This window comes from Enterobacter sp. R-1.6.2 (assembly GCF_035064085.1).
Classification (GTDB): domain Bacteria; phylum Pseudomonadota; class Gammaproteobacteria; order Enterobacterales; family Enterobacteriaceae; genus Enterobacter; species Enterobacter asburiae_B.
This window is the reverse complement of the sequence record NZ_JASEYI010000038.1, coordinates 1-21,326: the sequence shown is the minus strand read 5'-3', so window position 1 is coordinate 21,326 and position 21,326 is coordinate 1. Positions and strand designations below refer to the sequence as shown.

General features: G+C 49.7%; 20 protein-coding genes and 5 pseudogenes. 11 read left to right on the top strand and 14 right to left on the bottom strand.

The features are described 5' to 3' along the window. Positions 1–172: 172 nt before the first annotated feature. The 3 genes and pseudogenes from QMN93_RS24025 to QMN93_RS24015 form a co-directional block, all read right to left on the bottom strand. Positions 173–1,518 (bottom strand): annotated as a pseudogene (locus QMN93_RS24025) (ISNCY family transposase). A 206-nt stretch (positions 1,519–1,724) separates the two neighbouring features. Continuing rightward, positions 1,725–2,210 carry a GNAT family N-acetyltransferase gene (locus QMN93_RS24020; RefSeq protein WP_013087269.1) on the bottom strand — a complete coding sequence of 162 codons (486 nt, stop codon included), beginning with the start codon at positions 2,208–2,210 and terminating at the stop codon, positions 1,725–1,727. Continuing rightward, the gene (locus QMN93_RS24015; protein ID WP_007869691.1) at positions 2,198–2,464 is read right to left on the bottom strand and encodes a DUF1778 domain-containing protein; all 267 of its coding nucleotides are present in this window, start codon (positions 2,462–2,464) and stop codon (positions 2,198–2,200) included. The genes QMN93_RS24020 and QMN93_RS24015 overlap by 13 nt, the downstream gene beginning before the upstream one ends. A gap of 652 nt (positions 2,465–3,116) precedes the next feature. Here QMN93_RS24015 and repA point away from each other — a divergent pair. Further along, positions 3,117–4,130, top strand: a complete 1,014-nt coding sequence (gene repA, locus QMN93_RS24010) for a plasmid replication initiator RepA (RefSeq protein ID WP_059359379.1) — start codon at positions 3,117–3,119, stop codon at positions 4,128–4,130. Between the two features lie 878 nt (positions 4,131–5,008). Beyond that, positions 5,009–5,815 (top strand): DUF4225 domain-containing protein, encoded by an 807-nt coding sequence (locus QMN93_RS24005; RefSeq protein WP_108090229.1) that lies wholly within the window; start codon positions 5,009–5,011, stop codon positions 5,813–5,815. Here the strand turns inward: QMN93_RS24005 and QMN93_RS24000 are convergent. The 4 genes and pseudogenes from QMN93_RS24000 to QMN93_RS23985 all read right to left on the bottom strand — a co-directional run. After that, the gene (locus QMN93_RS24000) at positions 5,790–6,116 is read right to left on the bottom strand and encodes a hypothetical protein (protein WP_023327699.1); all 327 of its coding nucleotides are present in this window, start codon (positions 6,114–6,116) and stop codon (positions 5,790–5,792) included. The two genes, QMN93_RS24005 and QMN93_RS24000, sit on opposite strands and share 26 nt — an antisense overlap. Positions 6,117–6,627: 511 nt before the next feature. After that, on the bottom strand, positions 6,628–7,851 hold the full coding sequence (locus tag QMN93_RS23995) for a PAS domain-containing methyl-accepting chemotaxis protein (protein WP_323630735.1): 1,224 nt from the start codon (positions 7,849–7,851) through the stop codon (positions 6,628–6,630). A gap of 45 nt (positions 7,852–7,896) precedes the next feature. Beyond that, positions 7,897–8,594, bottom strand: a protein-coding gene (locus tag QMN93_RS23990; protein WP_323620230.1) for an IS1 family transposase whose coding sequence is annotated in 2 segments (ribosomal slippage) — positions 7,897–8,345 and positions 8,345–8,594 — 699 coding nt in all. Because the reading frame shifts where the segments join, the coding sequence is not laid out codon by codon here. Between the two features lie 53 nt (positions 8,595–8,647). Next, positions 8,648–8,773, bottom strand: a pseudogene (locus QMN93_RS23985) (type II toxin-antitoxin system HigB family toxin); the annotation flags it as partial. Positions 8,774–9,064: 291 nt separating this feature from the next. Here QMN93_RS23985 and QMN93_RS23980 point away from each other — a divergent pair. Together QMN93_RS23980 and QMN93_RS23975 are read left to right on the top strand one after the other, a co-directional pair. Next, a pseudogene (locus QMN93_RS23980) lies at positions 9,065–9,270 on the top strand (hypothetical protein). A 108-nt stretch (positions 9,271–9,378) separates the two neighbouring features. Next, the gene (locus tag QMN93_RS23975; RefSeq protein WP_049120190.1) at positions 9,379–9,630 is read left to right on the top strand and encodes a hypothetical protein; all 252 of its coding nucleotides are present in this window, start codon (positions 9,379–9,381) and stop codon (positions 9,628–9,630) included. A gap of 47 nt (positions 9,631–9,677) precedes the next feature. Here the strand turns inward: QMN93_RS23975 and QMN93_RS23970 are convergent. Continuing rightward, positions 9,678–9,850: pseudogene (locus QMN93_RS23970) on the bottom strand (transposase); the annotation flags it as partial. 581 nt (positions 9,851–10,431) lie between these two features. After that, a complete protein-coding gene (locus QMN93_RS23965) occupies positions 10,432–10,605 on the bottom strand; it encodes a hypothetical protein (protein WP_182014367.1) in 174 nt (57 codons plus the stop codon). Between the two features lie 498 nt (positions 10,606–11,103). On the opposite strand from QMN93_RS23965, the gene QMN93_RS23960 reads away from it, so the two are divergent. Further along, entirely contained in the window at positions 11,104–11,400 is a 297-nt protein-coding gene (locus QMN93_RS23960; protein WP_323630734.1) for a helix-turn-helix domain-containing protein, read from the top strand. Positions 11,401–11,497: 97 nt separating this feature from the next. Here the strand turns inward: QMN93_RS23960 and QMN93_RS23955 are convergent, their stop codons facing one another. After that, positions 11,498–11,914 carry a type II toxin-antitoxin system VapC family toxin gene (locus QMN93_RS23955; protein ID WP_021312768.1) on the bottom strand — a complete coding sequence of 139 codons (417 nt, stop codon included), beginning with the start codon at positions 11,912–11,914 and terminating at the stop codon, positions 11,498–11,500. Next, entirely contained in the window at positions 11,911–12,141 is a 231-nt protein-coding gene (vapB, locus tag QMN93_RS23950; RefSeq protein WP_021312767.1) for a type II toxin-antitoxin system VapB family antitoxin, read from the bottom strand. The genes QMN93_RS23955 and vapB overlap by 4 nt, the downstream gene beginning before the upstream one ends. 540 nt (positions 12,142–12,681) lie before the next feature. On the opposite strand from vapB, the gene QMN93_RS23945 reads away from it, so the two are divergent. The 4 genes and pseudogenes from QMN93_RS23945 to QMN93_RS23930 form a co-directional block, all read left to right on the top strand. Beyond that, positions 12,682–12,972, top strand: coding sequence for a hypothetical protein (locus QMN93_RS23945; RefSeq protein ID WP_013087126.1), 291 nt, complete (start codon positions 12,682–12,684; stop codon positions 12,970–12,972). A 130-nt stretch (positions 12,973–13,102) separates the two neighbouring features. Further along, the gene (locus QMN93_RS23940; protein WP_013087127.1) at positions 13,103–13,633 is read left to right on the top strand and encodes a hypothetical protein; all 531 of its coding nucleotides are present in this window, start codon (positions 13,103–13,105) and stop codon (positions 13,631–13,633) included. A gap of 18 nt (positions 13,634–13,651) precedes the next feature. Continuing rightward, the gene (locus tag QMN93_RS23935; protein ID WP_023327688.1) at positions 13,652–14,428 is read left to right on the top strand and encodes a site-specific integrase; all 777 of its coding nucleotides are present in this window, start codon (positions 13,652–13,654) and stop codon (positions 14,426–14,428) included. A gap of 201 nt (positions 14,429–14,629) precedes the next feature. Beyond that, positions 14,630–14,887: pseudogene (locus tag QMN93_RS23930) on the top strand (site-specific integrase); the annotation flags it as partial. Positions 14,888–15,130: 243 nt separating this feature from the next. Here the strand turns inward: QMN93_RS23930 and QMN93_RS23925 are convergent. Then, positions 15,131–16,141 (bottom strand): RepB family plasmid replication initiator protein, encoded by a 1,011-nt coding sequence (locus QMN93_RS23925; RefSeq protein WP_015572055.1) that lies wholly within the window; start codon positions 16,139–16,141, stop codon positions 15,131–15,133. 740 nt (positions 16,142–16,881) lie between these two features. Here QMN93_RS23925 and sopA point away from each other — a divergent pair. After that, on the top strand, positions 16,882–18,048 hold the full coding sequence (gene sopA, locus QMN93_RS23920; protein WP_023327689.1) for a plasmid-partitioning protein SopA: 1,167 nt from the start codon (positions 16,882–16,884) through the stop codon (positions 18,046–18,048). After that, positions 18,048–19,013, top strand: a complete 966-nt coding sequence (locus tag QMN93_RS23915) for a ParB/RepB/Spo0J family plasmid partition protein (RefSeq protein ID WP_023327690.1) — start codon at positions 18,048–18,050, stop codon at positions 19,011–19,013. Before sopA ends, QMN93_RS23915 begins: the two co-directional genes overlap by 1 nt. Positions 19,014–19,662: 649 nt before the next feature. Here the strand turns inward: QMN93_RS23915 and QMN93_RS23910 are convergent. Continuing rightward, complete coding sequence (locus tag QMN93_RS23910; protein ID WP_323630733.1) at positions 19,663–20,934, bottom strand: Y-family DNA polymerase; 1,272 nt, start codon at positions 20,932–20,934, stop codon at positions 19,663–19,665. Continuing rightward, positions 20,934–21,266 (bottom strand): translesion error-prone DNA polymerase V autoproteolytic subunit, encoded by a 333-nt coding sequence (gene umuD, locus QMN93_RS23905; protein ID WP_074174315.1) that lies wholly within the window; start codon positions 21,264–21,266, stop codon positions 20,934–20,936. The genes QMN93_RS23910 and umuD overlap by 1 nt, the downstream gene beginning before the upstream one ends. Between the last annotated feature and the right edge of the window lie 60 nt (positions 21,267–21,326).

Here is a 21,326-nt window from a genome sequence, read left to right as displayed (position 1 = left end):
TGGATGACCTCGTTTGGGACATTAAAGCGAATTGGTGTTGAGTGCACAGGTACCTATGGTTCCGGTTTGCTTCGTTACCAGTCATAAAACCAACCGGCGTCTTTTCAGAAGTTTGCACTTCATCACATAGCGGTGGTTAAATTCGCTACATAAGCCCAAAAAGAGCAGGGGACTAACGTTTCAGGCTGGCCCTGAATTCCGCTGGGTTTGCCAGCACCGGATTGATAGCTCTTACTTGTTCCTGCACCCGGGCCTGTGCCCGCCTTTTAGGCATCTTCTTGCTACGGTCCCGTTTCCCGTCCCGCTCCAGTTCGTCCATCTTGTCCTGAGCGAGTTTCAGAACAGCCCCAAGACGCTTGTTATCAACGATTTGCCCCTGGTCGACACATTCCAGTTTGTCGAACACCTGATATTTGAGTGAACGGTAACCGTATTTGAATGCCAGCGTGCCGTCCGGATAGTCGAAGACTGTTATTTTTTCGCCAGCGATGCGAGTATTTTCTTCACTAGGTTCAACCAGATATATCATTTTGTCATAGCGGAATGTCAGCGTTTTAGACAGCTTACGCAGTTACTGCCAGGCAAAGATATCATCCAGCTCTTCGTTGCTTTCAGCCACGGTTCGGTGCAGATCTTTGGGGTATTTTGCTGGTCTTGCGAAGCGACGATTGAAGTCGGCAATGAAGGTATCCAGCCAGGCGTTGGCTGCTTCAATACTGCTGATTCCCTCGAGACACATATCCTTGATAAGCCGATCCTGAAGTGTCTGATTTGCTCGCTCTACGCGGCCTTTAGCCTGCGGACTGTTGGCACAAATCAGTTCGATCCCCAGTTCAGAAAGCACGCGGCCAAACTGGGTAACACCGGTTGTGGTTGAACCACCATTATTGACCCTGAAAATGCCGTGCTTGTCGCTGTAGAACGCAAGGGGCTTGCCGTGTTGCTCGAGATACTCGCGGGTGGCCATCATGTAATCAAAGGCTGATTCAGTCTCACCAAAGCGAAGGTGCATCAGGCGACCAGTCGCGTCATCAATAAAGACGAGCAGGCAGCATTTGGGGGCACGTCCTTCAAACCAGTCATGCGGGGAACCATCGATCTGAACAAGTTCTCCGAGGCAGTCACGCCGGTATCTGGGTTGATGAACACGTGGCCTGCGACGTGAGTATGGGACCCAGAGTCCTCAGCCGTCATCCATTTTCTGAGCGTTTCAACAGACACCGTGATGTTATGGCGTTCGCGCAATTTTCCTGCGGCAAGCGTTGGTCCAAAGTCGCTGTAGTTATCGTGAAGTAAAGAAAGTACACGCAGCTTCAGTGACTCAGGAAGCCTGTGATTACCGGGGTGTCCACGCCGAAGGTTTGCCAGACCTGCGGCACCAGACTCACGAAAACGGTTCATTAACCGCTGTGTCTGACGTTCGGTCAGAGCAAGCTGATGAGCAGCATCACGACGGCGCATGCGTTTATCAACAACTGACTGAATGACGTTGATCCGGCTGAGTTCTTTATCTGACATGGTCACAAGCATCCTGATGTCTCCATGGCCTGAGGATTGGATCCTTTATGCCAGAAAAAGTGACATCACTAAATGGGTTAAAAGTGACATCAGAATATTGCAGTTACAAAGCCGGTTCGCATAACAAAGATTATGTTAAATTCAATGGTAAAATCATTATAAATCAATATCTTAAATATAGAACAAGCCCCTTTCTTCCTCAAACCTCACTGTGGTAACTTTAAAAACAATGTCCGTTCCTGAGTTTGTGATGCCTTAAAGCCATGGTGAAGATAAAAGTTTTTGGCTTCTTCAGTCAGTGCATGAACCATAATCGCACGGACTCCAATATTCTCAGCTACACGGTAACAGCGCAGAACTGCATCATGCAGTAAATCGGCCCCGAGCCCTTGGCCACGGTATGAAACATCAACTGCCAGGCGAGCAAGTATGATTACGGGAATTGGATCTGGCATATTGCGCCTGAGGCTTCCCATTGCTTCCACGTGGTTAACGCTGCCGGTGGCCAGAGAGTAAAAACCGACAACCTGTTTAGTGTCTCTTTTACAAACGACGAACGTTCGTGCTGCACCAAGAGCTTGGTTTTTTAATCCCCTCTGTTTAAGCCAGTCATCAAGTACTGCCTCACCACTGACGAACTCTGCTAGTTGATGGGAGCTGGATAATGGTTCTGGTGCTGTTACACGTCCCACTGAGGTTTCCTTGCCAGAAGTTTATCAATAGCCGCCTCATCCGAAACCGGTGCATCGAGCATATCGATAAACTCTGCATACTGCTCATCGTTAAAATTAAATACGCGACGATCGAGGATCACATTCTCCGCAGCCTGACATGCCATTTCCAGGATGAAGTCCGTGCGTGATTTATGGAGAATCTCTGCTGCAGCATCAATAAGTGCTCTTTGAGATTCTTTAGCTCTAAGGTTGAGCTGAACATCTGATTTCATGAGTGCGCTCCTTGTATAGCGATTGCTTTACAAGCATATCATATGGATTCTGTATAGCAAAAGCTATACGGTTTTTTAAGTGCAGTGAACATACGAAAGAGTCAACTTGCAACTATTAGGTAAAGCTCTTCCTCTAAATTATTTTCCTTGCTCTGGCCTACCAAATCAAACCCAACGCCCTGAATTTACTGCGTGCGATGCTTGCTAGCAGTCTCATCCGGACAATTAGCATGAAAACTATGGATTGTTATCTGGTCTAACATCTGGAAAAGTTACTGATGAGAAGGTAGTATTCGGATCGTCAGCGATCGTCTTGTGGTGGGACAGATTGTTGATTCAGATTACTTTTGTGTCCTAACTCAAACTGACGGTTTGACTGCTTTGTGGTGAGGCAGGCGGGTGGCAAAAGATGGTTTTACGGAAGAAATGCGGACTTCCGGAAACAGACAGGGACAGGACGTGTCCAGTAAAACGTTCAGGAGCAGGTAACGGGATTTCCCGGAGCCTGAATGCACAAACCCCCCGACATCTGTCATCATCTTGGCGGAAGACACAGATATCAGGGGGTCCAAAAGCAGGCGCGTGGCCTGTGAAGGATTATAACGCATGCACCACATAACACAACACCCGGCCGCCATAAGAACAGGCCGCCGTGAATGACAATCAGATTTCTGTTCACTGGTCAGATCTACCGAAAGATGAGCTAACCCGTTTCTGCCAGGATGTCGATGCCGGCACTCAGGGTAATTTCCTCATTGCACCGGTCAAAAAATTGACCCGCCGCAAACGCGGTGAGCATTCCACAAAAGCCAAATGTGAGAACCCGGCCTGGTATCGCCCGGAGCATTATAAAAAGCTCTCCGGACAGCTCGGTCATGCCTACAATCGCCTGGTGAAAAAAGACAAAGAAACCGGGCAGGTCAGCCTGCGCATGCATGTTTCTCGTCACCCTCTCTATGTCGCCGGCCGCCGTAAGGCGGGACGTAAATATGGCTTCCGTCCGGAACGTCAGCGCCTGCTCGATGCGCTCTGGCCAGTGCTCATCAGCTTCTGTGATGCCGGCAAGCATACCGTCGGCATGTGTATCTCCCGTCTTGCAAAAGAACTCAGTGCAAAGGACGCAAAAGGCAATGTCATTCCTGAAACGGAGGTGACGGTGTCACGCCTTTCACGGCTTATTGAGGAACAGGTACGGTTTGGCGTTCTGGGCCTCGCAGAAGAACGCGCCTGGGATCGTGAATCCCGCACCTGGTTGCCAACGTATGTCTATATAACCCCCGTGGGATTCCAGATGCTGGGCGTCGATATGGACAAGCTGTTTAAAGAGCAGGAGAAGAAGCTCCGTCAGAGCGCCGAGCGTGAGCAGCTGATCCGGGAAGGAGTGATGAGCGAACATGATGATGTTCAGGCCCACTCTGCGCGGAAATGCTGGTCTGGCCGTAAGCGTCAGGAGGCACTCGTTTACCGCCGCAAAAAAGGCGCGGAGCGTAAACGTGCCAACAATCTGATTAAGCTGCCGGCAGATGAACGACTCCATGCAATGTCTGAATGGATTTATCGCACCCTGCCGCCTGATGAAGCGTACTGGTGCACATCTGAGCGCCTGAAGGCGCTGGCCATCCAGCATCTTTACCAGCTGGATCTGGCGCTTTCTCCACCGGACTAGCCACAGACGACACAACAGTCTTCCTGTTTAAAGGCCCCTCACCGGGGCTTTTCGTGCTGGATTTTTTCGGCCACTCTGCTCATTTTTCAACCTTCACTCCGTTCTCATTCCGGTCACCATGACGTACTGCGTGTCGTTATGGCCCGCAGTGGCCACTGTCTCGTTTTTTTACACAGAAATCCGCAAACGAATAAGTGAAGTAACCCGGAAACGAATAAAAGACATTCCGCAAAACAGTCTTACTTCACCGTTTTTATCTCTCTGTTCATTTCATTCCAGAGTAGATCTTTGTCTGCAGTCACTCTGTGGATAACGAAAAATGCCTTCGCATGCAGCGGCCTCACGGCCGCGCGCTCAGAAGGAAATAAAAAGTACCTCCCGTCGCAAGCGCCGGGCACCGTTCTCGCCAGAACCGGGCGCCGCATACATACCTGACCCCTGCTAAACCGACGCCGCCCCGGCCCGCGGGCCGGAACACCATCGCTTTAAGAGGGATGTTGTAACTAGAAGTAAGAGCTGCTGCAGTTAGCGTCGCGGCAAGCCCGCTGTACACGCTCGTAAGCGCCTCACGGCGCTAACGCGGAGATACAGCCCGTCAGCGGCCAGAGGCCTTGACGGACTCACTCCGACCGCGCACATTAGCAATCAGAAAGCTTTAAGCGGGTATGGCTTTGCAGGGAAAGGGATGGGATTGGCAGAACCTATCAATCCGTAACGGCTGATGCCGGTTACGACGCCCCTCACCAGAATCACCCGGTTCAGCTCCAGCTGGCGTCTCCATGCCGCTTCGCGGCATACATTTACCCTTTAAAGCAGGGTTGCCTAAATCCGGGAGCGCGATTAGCTTTAACGGGTGATTTTCAATCAGGATGAGAAACATGGATATAATTCTTCCGGGAAACAAAAGCCAGGCACGAGTCTGGGCAGAAACCATGATTAATCTGGAGGCCCGCAAACTCGTCGATACCGCTAATATTGTTGGCGCCCGACATCTGGGGGATGGATTGACGCGTCTCAAATTCATCGATGAAATTAAATCTGTCATTAATGGCGAATTTGAGCGTGCCCGGCGGGCAAAGTCTGACGAAGAGTGCATGACCTGCCTGCGTAACCTGCAGGGCGAAAACACCAGTCTGCTTGAGCAGAGCCGTCAGATCCAGACCGGTTATGCGAAACTATATGCCCAGATCAAATACGTCAGGGATGAAGACCGGATGGTCGGTTATGTCATCTCAGGAATTAAAGTGGTGCTGGCAGGTATGCAGGGCGCATTTGGCTTCGTGCTGACTTCCTCAATGACCCCCGTTGGCGTTCTTGCCGGGGCTATTCTGATTGTCGACTCGGCCAACACGATAACCCGTGAGGTTGGTCGTCAGTTCCTGAATGAACCTGACACGCAGGGTATTTTTGGTGATGGTGCCATGAACATCGCTAAATTCATGGGATTTGAACGATCAACAGGATTGGGGATATACAACGGGATCGCGCTTGCAGGAAATATCTACAGTGTCTATGGATTAATGGCCAGACCTGGAACATGGCGTCTGTTTAACTATATCAGCACCGATTTTTACCGAAAAATCGACACCATGTCCCGGGGCAAACTGACAATGAAAATTGTGGGATGGGGGGTAAAGGCTAAGGTTGTTTTCGATCTGATCACTTCTGATGACGCTGGGAAATGAGATTCCGGCGGTAATGCCATGATTTATAGGCCAGCTTCAAAGGCATGGTAATCGTAAACAGAGTGCCAAGAACAAGAATAGCCACGCCAAAGGAAATGGCATGCATCCTCGAGCCCGCCAAAAGTGTGACCACAAAAATCAGTAACATGACTGACAGCACCCATATCAGGGCCTTAAAACGGTTTGCCAGATCGTTCAGGAGGGTATCCATCTCCGTACCCGTTTTAGCTGAACTGGCCTGCAGCCGGACAATGTCCTCTTCACTGAAGCCGTGGTTCGTCAGATCACTTTCATGGTTCATGCTTCTCTCCTTTTCCCTGCGGGAAGTTTAACATGCCCTGCGCTAATAACCAGTTAAGCCCGACCGATAACCTGTCAGGTGGTTACGGGCTATCAGTTCTTTCTCACTGATAGCCATCACGTCATCCTAAGTAAGCCAAAAGCAGACTGTACCAGACCAATAATCCCCAGGTGGCCGGCGTAAGCATAATGGGGTCAGTTTGGATATAGAGAATTATTGTACGGTAAGCCTGTTTTTTGAAAAGGCTCACCTATAGCGATAAGGTGTACTCCTGCGCTATACGCCATTTTCAGGGGATTTGACCTTAATCGAATAACCATCCATGGCAAGTCCCTTCCATTCGTTAAGGTTGCTTTTCGTATTTCGGAGGCATGAAATTGGAAGGAGGCATGAGTGAAAAACTGATATTTTTCATCGTCCACTACTTTGTCAATTTTTTATGTAATGACATTTAAGTTAAAAATACTGACTCTAGTTTCAGACACAAAAAATACCAGTTGAAAGCAGGGGGCTATGATTCAGCCTGTACAGCAGTATTTATCTCTTCAACAACCGCCATCATGGCCGAGGCATTCATACTGATTTGCGAGATTATTTCTGCGGTCTTTTCTGCCGTATTGACAGATTTTATGATCGCATCATTACTCTCACGTATTTTCACTACGGACTTTTTACAGAGTTCGCTGTTCTGCTCAGTAATACCCGAAATTTGTTTCGTAGCGGAATCTATCCTGTCCGCCAGAAGACGTACTTCAGCAGCCACAACAGAAAATCCCCGACCATGAATTCCAGCCCGAGCAGCTTCGATTGTGGCATTCAGTGAAAGCATTTTTGTCTGGACGGCGATATCATGGATAGTATTTGATATTTCAGTTATTTCTGCGGAGCGCTGTGATAATTGCTGAATATACCCATTCAGCACCGTGGTAGTGGTAATTGCGTCTTCAAGAGCAACAGACGTTTCTGCAATTGCTGCACTGACATGTGATGTCTGCTCCGCAGTTAAAGATGACACATCATATGCCTTATGCGCCGCCTGTGCTTCAAACTCATTTTTTAACTTCTGTTTTGTAATATCCTGAGCATATTTGACAACCTTCATTACCTTTCCGTTAAAATCAAAAACAGGACAGTAACTGGCCTGTAGCCACAAATCCGCACCGTGTTTCGTGATGCGCCGGTATACACCGGTCAGCGTTTCACCACAACTTAATCTTTCCCAAAAAAGTGCATACTCAGCAGATGTACTGAAAGTTTTATCGCAAAATAATGAATGGTGTTTACCCTGGATATCTGCCAGGCTATATCCTGCAGCATTTAAAAAATTATCATTAGCTGTGATAATGTGTCCCGATGGATAAAATGTGATCATTCCCATAGAAAGACTTGCAGCTTTTAATAACGCATCCTTTTCAAGAGCTATGACAATACGCTCTGTTATATCACTGGCTATTTTTATGATGCTTTTTACTTTACCCCCCCTGCTTTTAATAGGGATGTAGTTAGCTTCAAGCCATATTATCGAGCCATCTTTTTTATAACGCATGAACTTGTCAGAAAACGAGTACCCGGCAGAAAGTTTTAGCCAAAAAGACTCATAATCTGTACTTTTTACATAGTCTTCATCACAAAATATGCGATGGTGCTGTCCAATCAATTCGTCTCTTTCATAACCAACAACATCAAGAAATTTTTTATTTACGTCATAAATGACGCCATCTGTTGAAAACTCTATAAAAGCTGCGTGATCCTGCAGCGCCTTCAGGGTAATGACTCCAACTTACTGATAGTGTTTTATGTTCAGATAATGCCCGATGACCTTGTCATGCAGCTCCAGCGATTTTGAGAACGACAGTGACTTCCGTCCCAGCCTTGCCAGATGTTGTCTCAGATTCAGGTTATGTCGCTCAATGCGCTGAGTGTAACGCTTGCTGATAACGTGCAGCTTTCCCTTCAGGCGTGATTCATAAAGCGGCCAGCCATCCGTCATCCATACCACCACATCAAAGACCGACAGCAGCTCCAGAAGACGCTCCAGTGTGGCCAGAGTGCGTTCACCGAATACGTGCGCAACAACCGTCTTCCGGAGCCTGTCATACGCGTAAAACAGCCAGCGCTGACGTGATTTAGCCCCGACGTATCCCCACTGTTCGTCCATTTCCGCGCAGACAATGACGTCACTGCCCGGTTGTATGCGCGATGTTACCGGCTCCGGCCTGAGTTTTTTAAGTGCCGTAAAATCGTGTTGAGGCCAACGCCCATAATGCGGGCACTGGCACGGCACCCAACCCCATTCATAGCCATATCAATGATTTTCTGATGTGTACCGGGTTGAGAGGCGGTGTAAGTGAAGCTGATTTGCCATGTTTTACGGCAGTGAGAGCAGAGATAGCGCTGATGTCCGGCAGTGCTTTTACCGTTACGCACGACGCCTTCGGTAGCTGAACAAGTGGGACATCTGATGGAAATGGAAGCCACGCAAGCACCTTAAAATCACCATCATACACTAAATCAGTAAGTTGGCAGCATTACCTGATTTCTGCCGGAGTTTTCCATTCAGCTTTACTGGCCTCATCTACCCAGGCTTTTAGCGGCTGCTCTGCATCGGGATTCGCCGTCCAGAAATCCCTCAGTGTCTTGATAGCGATTATCTTCATGTCATGATGATAGTCCCATTTTAGGACTACTTCAAGTTTTTTGTCCCGTTATGGGACTTAAATTTATCTGAAGATACAGGGGGCAGTTTGGAGACCGGAGTTTTTTTACGTTAAACGTATTATTTAACCGATCGCGAGGCGTAACGGAATGATTTTGCGTCAGAGGCTATCGCTTTTAATTTAACGCCCTTGCGATATCGCAGTTGCGGTCCAGTTCTGCTGGCTGCACGGGATATGACCTGGTATATTGAGACAACCGCCAGGCGTTAATACAGGGATACAACGAAGGAAATCAAGGCTCAACAGTTTGTCACATCAACGGGACGACAGGTGCTTACCGACAACGGCCAGCAAGGTATGGGTTGCGTAGCAGGTATCGGCTGAAAACTGAAAAGTGTCAGGGACGCGTAGCTGAAGCAATTTTTGCGAACTGCGCGGAACTGGATAACGACCAGTTTATCGAGACCATCGATTGGATTAGGCTCTATAAGCGCTGAATGCCACCATCAGGTATGTAACAGTTAAGTGATATACGAAGTGTAGGGATATTTTATGATTGGAGAATTAAAATCTGAGAGACAAACCATTGTGTACGGGAGGTCACAATGAAAAACTGGACCAGAAACTTTATTGATGACATGAAGCATATCTGGCGGGAATTCAGGCGGGATATTGCTGAAACTAATGCTAAAAAAAACCTCAATGATGATGATGTGGCTGGCGTTAGCCATTCCGTTGACTGGAATAATGTACCTGATTTAGATCCGCGAAAGGCGGTTAACAACCTCGATAACTTCTACTCACGGCAATTAAGGGGAACGGAATATCCAGGTACGCGATATCAGCACAGGAACTAAATGTTTTGCGCATGCGCAAAATGCAGCTGAGTCTGCATTTTTTTGACTAAAAGCAATGTTCGAATCTTTTTGTTACCTCGTTTGCTGATGCCCAGCAATGTTGTCCGGCCACCAGTGCTGTACTGACGGGTACCAGCCCTGTTGCCGCAGTAAAATCACGACTACTACCGTACTGCTTCCCGTCACCAACCTCAGTTGAAATGGTACTGGCCGTTAGCGGGGGTTGAAGGCCAACCGGACGAGAACGCACGCGAAGTACATTTTTTGAGCGGTCAGACGAGTAAAGAAAACGAGGATTTTGTTTACTCTTTTCGTTGATGCCAGTAGCCATGCGGTTTCAGGTACTTTCAGTGTTAATAAACCCGGTAATCAAATCAACGTAAACCTGACGAACAACGCCACGACTTCATAGACCTAAAATCATGCAGTTAGGTTCTTAGCGTACATTTCCGCTCCATTGGGCTTCAAACCCCGACTATGACAAACTCATGCTTCCAGTTCGTCAGACACGGCAAAGCGCCGCTAAAAGGCAACAGCCTATGCGGTAGCGTGTTCATGCAGGGGAATAGGTCGAGAGGTCTTGAAGTATGCGCCTAACTGCGGCTACACTGAGATCACTGATTTGGTGACGTTGTTCCCCTAGAACACGCTACCTGGCTAATCAGTCCTGAGAAAACTGGTTAGCCCGTCAAAGCCCGCGCCTGAGAACGCGGGTTTTTTCGTTTAGGGAAAGAAGATACGCTGCACATCCCCGCCACGTCAATCAACCATCACGATCAGGCTATGATGCTAATGTCGAGCTTAACGCCAAACCAGAAGAATGCCAGCCACTAAAAAGACGAAAAAAGCGCAATATAGACTGATGGCAGGCTTAGTTTCATGCTCCCCAGCAACAACAGTGACTAGCGAGACTAAGCTGACAAACAACAGCAAAAAGCCAATTGCAGTGTTATGGGCATATACAAAATCCATCATAATATTCCTTTTTCAAATAAGAGCTGTGTTTGAGGTTAAAAGCCAAAGCAGGTTAGCAACAAAATCCGTAATCGGCACGCCATAAAATCAGGTAAGCGTTAAGTGAGCGCCGTATTGACGGTTATTTATCGGTGGGGGTTGAAGGCCAACCGGACGAGAACGTACGCGAAGTACATTTTTTGAGCGGTCAGACGAGTAAAGAAAACGAGGATTTTGTTTACTCTTTTCGTTGATGCCAGTAGCCATGCGGTTTCAGGTACTTTCAGTGTTAATAAACCCGGTAATCAAATCAACGTAAACCTGACGAACAACGCCACGACTTTATAGACCTAAAATCATGCAGTTAGGTTCTTAGCGTACATTTCCGCTCCATTGGGCTTCAAACCCCGTTACCAGATCCTTTTACTTCTTAAATTCGTCAGCATTCATTATGCCCGGGCCTTACCAGAAAAGGGCTGCTCAGATGCGACCCGGAGGCGATTCAGACAGTTCAGTGCCATGGTGGAGAAGCAGTATGCCCGCTGGCATCAGTTAGCGGACTACAGTAAAGCGCTCGGATGTTCAGAAAAAAGCCTTTCCCGCGCCACCCTTGAGGCTGCCGGTATGCCGGCAAAAGCGTTTATAGCTGCCCGGATCGTTCTTGAAGCAAAACGAATGCTGGCGCATACCGGTTTACCCGTAGGGACCATTGCACAGACGCTCGGATTTGAAGAAACCACACATTTCTCAAAGTTCTTTAAACGCGTTGCAGACCTTACCCTTGGCGAGTTCCGCCTGAAGCAGACAGAGAGCTGAACGGGGCCGGTGAGAGTGATTGCCCTGTACAGGAGAGACTGCACCCTGGTCCGGTATCTGACCGGATTTTTCACCTGCACCGCATTGTTTTACAACGTTATCTTACCCAGTCTTCCAGCACCAGATCCGGCACCCGCTCAAACTCCCGCACATTATTTGTCACCAGTACGGCGCCGGCCGCAATGGCATGCCCGGCGATCGCCGTGTCGTTCGGGCCTATCGGCGTTCCGGCGAGGCGCAGCGCCACCTTAATCTCCGTGGTGGCGTCCACCGCAGCGCGGTCCCAGGGCAGGATGGCATCGAGGCGGGCGCAGAACGCGTCGACCAGCTGGACGTGGCGCGGCGAGGCCTTCGGGCCGGTGGCACCGAAGCGCATTTCAGAATAAGTGATGGCCGAGACCACGATACGGTGGCCACGCAGCACCGCCTGCTCCAGGCGCTTCAGCACCGCTTCAGGCTGCTCGCGCATGATGAACGAGCAGATGTTGGTGTCGAGCATATAGATCTTGTTCACAGGTTAAATCTTCCTTCGTCGCTGACAACGTCCTCGCGCTCCGCCATAAAGTCCGGATCGGCTTTTTCGAGCTGCGCGAACGACCCCCAGGTCGGCCGGACGGGACGCAGGATGATGCTGTCCCCTTCCCGGACGATCTCCAGCTCGCTCACCCCCTCAAAATCCAGATCGCGGGGAAGGCGGATGGCGCGGTTGTTGCCGTTTTTAAAAATAGATACGGTTCTCATGATTCTCTCCCGGGTAAGTGTGGATATGTGATGCATATCCGGAATGAGGTTGATTGCACCGGGTGTGTGCATATGTTCAGTATAGGCAGATGCTCAGCATATGTATAGATGCGGCATATGCAGATGGTGAGGATATGCGTATGTCAGGCCTATGCAGATGTGGGGCATATGGATATGTTAAACCTATACATAGTTCTCTCTTTTTCTGCTGAGATCCGAAAAAAGCTAGTTCCGGATCACGGCGATTTTCTGCGCTGATTTGTGAAACGAAAATTAAAAATGTGCTACACTTTAAGTAGTTAGATAACTTTCACCCTCTCCGCATCAGACCGACCTGACGAGTAAATCCTGTTAATCTGTTCATCATCGCTTCCGAAAACTTTGCTATTATGAATTTTTCGGAAGTCAAAAAGAGTGAGATCCGGTAATTGCGGGCGGTGACTGTTATTCTGCTAATCACTGCGGGCGGGCAACGGAATGTTCTGCTGGCGATGATAAATAAATAGAACTAATAGATATTAAATAATAAGGAAGTTGATTATGAATATGAAAATTACACTGAGTGTTTTATTTGAGGCTCTCATAATCCTTGGGCATGACAGAGTCTGGATGGAAGAATCGGAGTTTGAGCACATATACGGATACGGCTGCTACCGTGAGATACACACTTGGGACGATCGCACAGTTGCCTGGTGGGATGATGCTGATGACACATGGTATCTGTCCACAGAAGTCGATGTGATAACTCCTTTCCTTGGCCCTCTCCCAAAGAAAGAAGGAGAGCTCTCCGAGGAAAAATGCTTCCAGTTAATGACTCTTGGTCGCTACTGATAGCCGACAGCAGCATTTAATGAGTGGTCGGCTGGACACCCTCTGGCGGCCACATGTCACTCGATAGTGTAGTCCGGCGGGATTTCTCCCTGAAGATGATCCAGACATTAACGTAAAGGATACAGGAACGATGTGTAAACTGACCGGTTTTATAATGGGGCTGACGATCCTGCTGGGTGTGACTGCACGGGATGCAGGGGCGGCAACGCTCAGTGAAATGCGGATGGTTAATGCCAGTCAGAAACCCGGGATGGTGATTATCTGCAGCCGGACCTCGGAGATTCCGCAGAAAGGTGAATCCCCCGTTCGTATAGAAAGTCTCCTCAGGGGCGTGGTACTGCAGAACGACGGTGATCGCATGATGTTTGACGTGACCTATACACAGCGAAACGCTGAAGAGAGTATTCCTTTTCGTACGGAAAAATACCGGCTGACCACTGAGCTGGAAGCCACCCGCCAGAAAATGGCCATCGATCCTGAGACGATAGAACTATCGCTTCCGCGTGCCCGCGGTCTTGAAGAAACTTTTCTCGCGGGGATGAAAGCAAGCCCGGTTTCGTTTGAAGATTACACCAATTACCGTGTCAAATCTGCTACCGAGTATCTGATCCTGCCGGGTCCGGCATCCCCGGATGCACCGGTGATGCACTGCACACTCTAATGACAATGGTGACATAACATGATGCCAGCACTGCCAGGCCATAGCGGGGCTTTTTCCTCTGCTCAGCTGCCGGTGGCCATCGATTACCCGGCCGCGCTGGCACTGCGCCAGATGGCGCTCGTTCAGGACGAACTGCCGAAATACCTGCTGGCGCCGGAAGTGAGCGCCCTGCTCCACTACGTGCCCGATCTTCACCGTAAGATGCTGCTGACCACCCTGTGGAACACCGGCGCCCGTATTAACGAAGCACTGGCCCTGACCCGGAGTGATTTTTCCCTGGCCCCGCCCTACCCGTTCGTGCAACTGGCAACCCTCAAACAGCGGGTGGAGAAAGCGGCCCGAACGGCCGGCCGTGCTCCGGCCGGCAGCCAGCCTCATCGTAACGTTCCGCTTTCCGATCCGCAGTATGCCCGCCAGCTGGAAATGATGGTGGCCACCCTGAAAATACCGCTGGAACGCCGGAATAAGCGCACCGGCAGAACGGAAAAGGTGCGCATCTGGGAGATCACCGACCGTACCGTTCGCACCTGGCTGGGCGAAGCTGTTAAAGCGGCAGCCGCCGACGGGGTGACGTTCTCCGTGCCGGTGACGCCACACACGTTCCGCCACTCCTACGCCATGCACATGCTGTATGCCGGAATTCCGCTGAAGGTGCTGCAGAGCCTGATGGGGCACAAGTCGATCAGCTCGACGGAAGTCTATACAAAGGTATTTGCTCTCGATGTTGCTGCAAGGCATCGTGTGCAATTTTCAATGGCAGAGGCTGATGCTGTTGCCATGCTGAAAAAAAGATAACTAAATTTGTCAAAATTTACAGACAGTTGTAATGACATCCACTTATTCGATAATAAATTAATCTTGCGTTACGTGAAAACTGACAGGGGTCCAGGCTGTACCAGGCCGGAATTCACGTAACGCACTTTACGTCTTCTTCATTACTTACCTTTTCGTTCCGATCCTGTTCATCCCTGCATTGCCCCCTTTTCTTCATAACGCATTTCACTGTTGCCGAAAGCCCATGGGGTCGACTTTGCGACCGCGGCCGCACTCAGAAGGATGGCCACTTTAACCGGCGCCACCCTGGCGTACCTACTCGTCCCCGAAGTGAGAGCCCTACTCTTCTATATGCCGGATCTTCACCATTAAATGCTGTTCTCTACTTTCTGGAACACGGGAGTGCGGATCAGTGAATCCCGGACGCTGCCCCCGGAATCCTTTGATCTCGGTGGGTTAAGACCCTTTGTGAAAGTACTGGGCTAAGGGCATCCGCCCTGACGAACAATATTGACTAAGTGATGAAAGTAAACATATCGCAGTGAAGATGTTGAGCAGACTGCCCGCTCTTCCACACACCGCAGTCAATATCAATACTCTGGTAGGCCTATCCACATATCGCAGTCAAGGCAAGCAAAACCTAAACGGAATGATGAATCAGTATAAATTGACTGTGGTATGCGCTCTGCATACCACAGTCAACAAACTCTAAAACGGCATTCCTCAGTCATTTCCCGGTTTCACGCTGGCGAGCGCTTTTGCTAGTTTCTGAGGATCAATACCTGCAGCCTTCAGGGCTTTAATAACTTCGTCATAGTTCTGCTCAGGTACTTCCTCTTCCGGCTCACGGGGAACAACGACCTTGCTACTGATGAGTTTCGGATTACGGTAATGCACGCTGAAGTAGGTGGCCCGGCCGCGTTTGAATTCGGTGTAATCCAGATAGCCGATATCCTTCAGCTGCGCCATGGCTTTGCGCACCGTGTGGTTCTGCGTGTAGAGGTTAGACGTCAGGTTGAGTCTGTCTCGCATACGCTTCATGGAGATGGGGGCCGGATTCTGTGGCAGACTTTCAATGTAGGTATAGAGTGCCTGTGCGGACTCCTTGCGCTGCAGGGCATCAATGGCTTTCAGACGCAACAGGACCCGCCTGTCCATCTGATAAAGCTCAAAGAGCTTGGGCTCTGCCCTGATCTCCACGACATCGGCAGTGATGTCGTAATAGGCAGACTGAACCAGGTGCGTAGTCCACCCTTTCGTTTCACTCTGAAACTTGAGGGTTACGGATGCCAGCTTGAACAGGGAGTTGCTTATCCTGTCACGCATTTTCTTGTTAGAGCGCCGGGAGTCAAAGCCACACATTTTAACAAACTCAACAAAAGACAGCTTGAGCGTGTCATCCTTAACGCCAAAATCATACATTGAACGGATGATTCCAAGCCAGACTTTGAAGTCCGTATCCATATCGAGGCGCGATCCGGTGATCCTGACATCGGTATACCCTTCACTCCGGGCAATGGACAGCTGTACGAGCTCCTCAGTCGCATCCGTGACGTTTTTGCGGTTCGTCTTACTCCTAGAGGTCGATTTGAGGGTAGGAACGAACAGACCAAGCCTCATGAGCGCAACAGGCTGAACAGTACTGGCGCTGTTGACATCCAGCTTAACAACTTCACCCGTTGTCTTATTGACCTCCTGAAGATTCAGGGGTAACTCATTATTTTCCATAGCCATTTTATTAACCCGCGGTTATCCACAAACGAAAGTATATACGCATATCACAGTCAACGGAAATACATACCCCAGTTAATACAATTGCATACCGCAATAGTTGATCTCGCACACAACAGTCAACATACCACACACCACAGTTAATGAAGATAGTCTCCAGGATCAGGCGTAGCGGGGCGCTAAACGATCCGGGGATCTCTTTTTGATCTCAACATGATCTCCTTAAGGATCAATTACTGGATCGAAATATGGAATAACAGCCAGCATCCAATACATATGGACCACTGACATGACACAATGTGAATCTTGGTACAACAACCCAGTAATACAACACCAGGAAAGGCAATAGTCTTGACTGTGATATGCAGAAAAATGCATGTCATTACTCTTCCCTATTCCTATTCAGCTTCATACCGCAGTCAATAATCTGCATACTATAGTCAATTCCTTACCATTCAGTTCCTTCCAGTGGAGCTTCGTTAGCTTCAGAGCGTCAGCCACACCTTGTTAGTACGGAGTAATTCCGCTTCCTCGACGCATGCGCCTACGCGCGCATACTTTCTGCGGCGAGCGGATGATATTGACTGAAGCATGCGGCAGCCTTTCAGGCGGATGCTGAACTGAACAAGACTATATTTTGATCGGCTTTGCAATATTTAAGACGGTTTGCAACTTTAATGTTGCTTTGCGCCTTTTACCAAGATTTAATAGATTAATGCAAAGATAATAATAAGGAACAAAGAATGGGACTGATGGAAACGCTTGACCAGTGCATTACGGCCGGTCATGAAATGACGAAAGCTATCGCGATTGCACAGTTTAACGATGATAGCCCGGAAGCCAGGAAAATTACCCGTCGCTGGCGTGTGGGTGAGGCCGCCGATCTGATTGGCGTTTCTTCTCAGGCAATCCGTGATGCAGAAAAAGCAGGACGCCTTCCCCATCCTGATATGGAAATGCGTGGACGTGTAGAGCAGCGGGTGGGCTACACCATTGAACAAATCAACCATATGCGGGATGTATTTGGCACCCGTCTGCGCCGTCCTGATGACAGCGTTCCGCCCGTCATCGCGGTGGCAGCACATAAAGGGGGTGTCTATAAGACATCTGTATCTGTACATTTGGCACAGGACCTGGCGCTGAAAGGGCTGCGAGTACTGCTTGTCGAAGGGAACGATCCTCAAGGCACAGCCTCCATGTACCACGGCTGGGTCCCTGATTTGCATATCCATGCCGAAGACACACTGCTGCCTTTTTATCTTGGTGAGCGCGATGATGCAGCCTATGCCGTCAAAGCCACCTGCTGGCCGGGTCTCGACATCATACCTTCATGCCTGGCTCTGCACCGCATTGAGACAGAACTAATGGGAAGGTTTGACAACGGGAAACTGCCGACAGAACCTCATATGATGCTTCGCCTGGCCATCGAAACAGTGGCCCATGATTATGATGTCATTGTTATCGACAGTGCACCGAACCTCGGTATTGGTACCATCAATGTCGTCTGTGCTGCAGATGTACTCATCGTGCCAACGCCAGCAGAGTTATTTGATTACACCTCTGCCCTTCAGTTTTTTGACATGCTGCGCGACCTGTTAAAAAACGTGGACCTGCAGGGTTTTGAACCTGACGTTAGAATTCTTCTGACCAAGTACAGCAATAACAATGGCTCACAGTCACCCTGGATGGAAGAACAGATCCGCGATGCCTGGGGAAGCATGGTACTGAAAAACGTTGTTCGCGAGACCGACGAAGTCGGTAAAGGTCAGATCCGTATGAGAACGGTGTTTGAGCAGGCTATCGATCAGCGCTCATCTACAGGAGCCTGGCGAAATGCGCTGTCTATCTGGGAGCCTGTCTGTAATGAAATTTTTGATCGCCTGATTAAACCTCGCTGGGAGATCAGATAATGAAACGTGCACCAGTCATTCCAAAACATACCGTAAAAGATATCCGCCCCGAAACTGAACCTTCAGCGGCACCCGCTGCACCGATGGTTGATTCATTAATTGCACGGGTTGGAGCCATGGCCCGCGGGAATACCATTCTGCTTCCGGTTTGTGGCCGGGAAGTGAAATTTATTCTGGAAGCGATCCCGGGCGAGAGTGTTGAGACGGCATCAAGAGTCTGGTCAGGTAATGAACGTGACCAGGAACTACTGACCGAAGACGCGCTTGATGATCTGATTCCCTCTTTTATGCTGAGTGGTCAACAGACGCCTGCGTTCGGACGAAGGGTAGAAGGTGTCATTGAAATTGCTGATGGTAGTCGCCGTCGTAAAGCCGCCATACTGACATCATCAGATTATCGTGTTCTCGTCGGGGATCTCGATGACGAACAGATGATGGCTTTATCACGGCTGGGTAATGATTATCGTCCTGTCAGCGCTTATGAACGGGGCAACCGTTATGCACAGCGGTTGGAAAATGATTTTAACGGCAATATCTCTGCTCTGGCTGAAGCTGAGAATATTTCCCGTAAAATCATCACGCGTTGCATCAACACGGCCCATTTGCCAAAATCAGTGGTTGCCCTGTTTACTCATCCTGGTGAACTTTCCGCCCGCTCAGGGGAGACGCTGTACAAAGCATTTTCGGGAAAAGAAGCTTTATTGTTGCAACGGACACAACAGCTTCATGAGCAAAAGAAAGCGGGAGTTATCTTTGAATCCGAGGAAGTTATTGGTTTACTGACGGATGTTCTGAAAGAGCCATCAGGTAAAAAAGTAAACCTTAATACCCGTCATCAATTTGTACCTGGTGCGACAGCCCTATACAAAGGCGATAAGGTGATTTTTAATCTCGATAAATCTCGTTTGCCTGCCGAGTGTATCGAGAAGATAGAAACCATACTGCGCGACTTACAAAAAGTTTAGCCTGTTTAATGATACACGCGAGAGTCTTCATTAATTTCCAATATCCTTAATGCGTTACATGCTGCTTCGGAATATATACATCCGAAGCAGTTATTTTCTGCACTATAGCCCAGTGTTGTAAAAAAGATCTGTTTACTTCTCCCAACCTGATTGTTACCACAATCTAAAGATCCAGTTTTTTCTAGTTTTCCTTAACTAGTTCCGCAGTTCACCCCTCAACCTGCATATCAGAACTCAGACGGTAACCCATCCCGGAATACTGATTTCATACACCAGATTAACTGGGACCACGGTCCCACTTCCTACTTGCGTGTCAGAACTCACCCGTCAAGCCCGCTTGGAATATCGATTCCACACGCCGGATTTAACTGGGACCACGGTCCCACCTCCTACTTGCGTGTCAGAACTCATCCTTCAACCCCGCCTGGAATATCGATTCCACACGCCGGATTTAACTGGGACCATGGTCCCACTCTATTCAGCTGTTTCTATCACAATACAGATTTTGAGATTGTTACTGTGATTCCTGTATTAGGTGCGTAAGAAGATTATGTTCGTTTTGTTCCCTGGTGCTTCCTCGCTCACTCGCGGGCTTCACCCTGTCGTTCGGCTGCGGCGAGCACTACTGGCTCTCTCAGAAAAGCAGAATTTATCTGATCCTCGCAACGGGAATATCTTTCCAGCGGGTGGTGTACGCAGGGGAGAGCATATCGCGTTTCATTTGCCATGATGGCGCTATCCCTCGCCCGGCAAACCAGATCTGTCCCAGACCGGAATGATTAATGCCATCGAGAACCTTCATCAGCTCAGCGCTGTGAGGACGTGGCGGACGTTCGTCGAACAGCTGCAGCTGCGAAACGCCGGAGCCGGTGAAGTCATTCAGCATCACACCGGCTTTGGCATACCGGTGTCCATCCTTCCAGATACGCTCCAGAGCCGTTGTGGCGGCCGCAATAATGTCCCGGGTGTCCTGAGTGGGTGTAAGCAGTTTCTCCGTGGCCACGTTGCCGTAGTAAGGCTCTTTAACGGCGAACGGAGACGTTTTGATGAAAACGGAAATATGCCGGCAGTACTGGCGCTCTTTCCGCAGCTTTTCAGAGGCCCGTTCTGCGTACTGACAGACAGCCTGGCGGAGCGAATCGTACTCCGTGATTTTCTCTCCAAAGCTGCGGCTGCAGACGATCTGCTGTTTCGTCGGTGGTGCTTCCTCAAGCGACATGCAGCTTTCCCCGTTCAGTTCGCGTACTGTTCGCTCGAGAACGACGGAGAAATTTTTGCGTATAAAGGCCGGGTTCGTCAGGGCCAGATCGAGCGCGGTCCTGATACCCAGTACATTAAGTTTGCGTGCAATACGGTTTCCCACGCCCCAGATCTCTTCGACCGGCTGCAGTGAAAGCAGTTTCCGCGTTCGCTGAGGATTCCCCCTGGTCAGGGCGAGCACACCACGAAACTGTTTCCACTCCTTTGAGGCCCACTGGGCAGATTTTGCCAGGGTTTTCGTCGGCCCGGCACCCACGCCGATGGTCAGACGGGTACAGTCATACACGTGCTGGCGCAGCTGCCGGCCGAAGTCCTCCAGGTCCATGCAGTGCTCAACGCCGGTCAGGTCGAGGAACATCTCGTCAATCGAATACTGTTCCACCCTTGGGGCCAGCTCCTCCAGGCAGCTCATCACGCGCGCTGACATCGAGGCATAAAGTTCATAGTTGCTTGAGAACGCGTATATTTTTTCCGGGTATCTTTCGTTTTTCATCTGAAACCACGGCGTGCCCATTTTGATCCAGGGCTTCGCCTCGGCACTTCTTGCGATTACGCAGCCATCGTTATTACTGAGCACCACAACCGGCTTTCCTTTCAAATCCGGGCGGAAAACACGTTCGCAGCTGGCATAAAAGCTGTTCACATCGGCCAGGGCAAACATCAGTACATCTCCCTCGGGCGGTGGATGATGTGCGTGACGACGCCAAAGATATCCAGATCGTCCGGGTCGGGATAAATCGGCGGCCAGGCGGCGTTCATTGGCTGCAGCGTCAGTCGTGGCGTCAGCAGAAGCCGTTTAACCGTAAACTCCCCCTGCACACTGGCCACAACAATATCGCCGTGCCGGGGCTTCTCTGCACTGTCCACAACCAGCAGATCGCCATTGTAAAGGCTGCCGTCGGACATGCTGTCACCGCTGGCACGGAGATAGTAAGTCGCGCTTGGGTGCCGTATGCAGTAATCATGGAGATCCAGGTCATCGGGTAGGAACAGGCCATTGCTGACCCATCCCCCCCTAAGAACCGTACGTGAGAGTTTCCCCTCATACGGCTC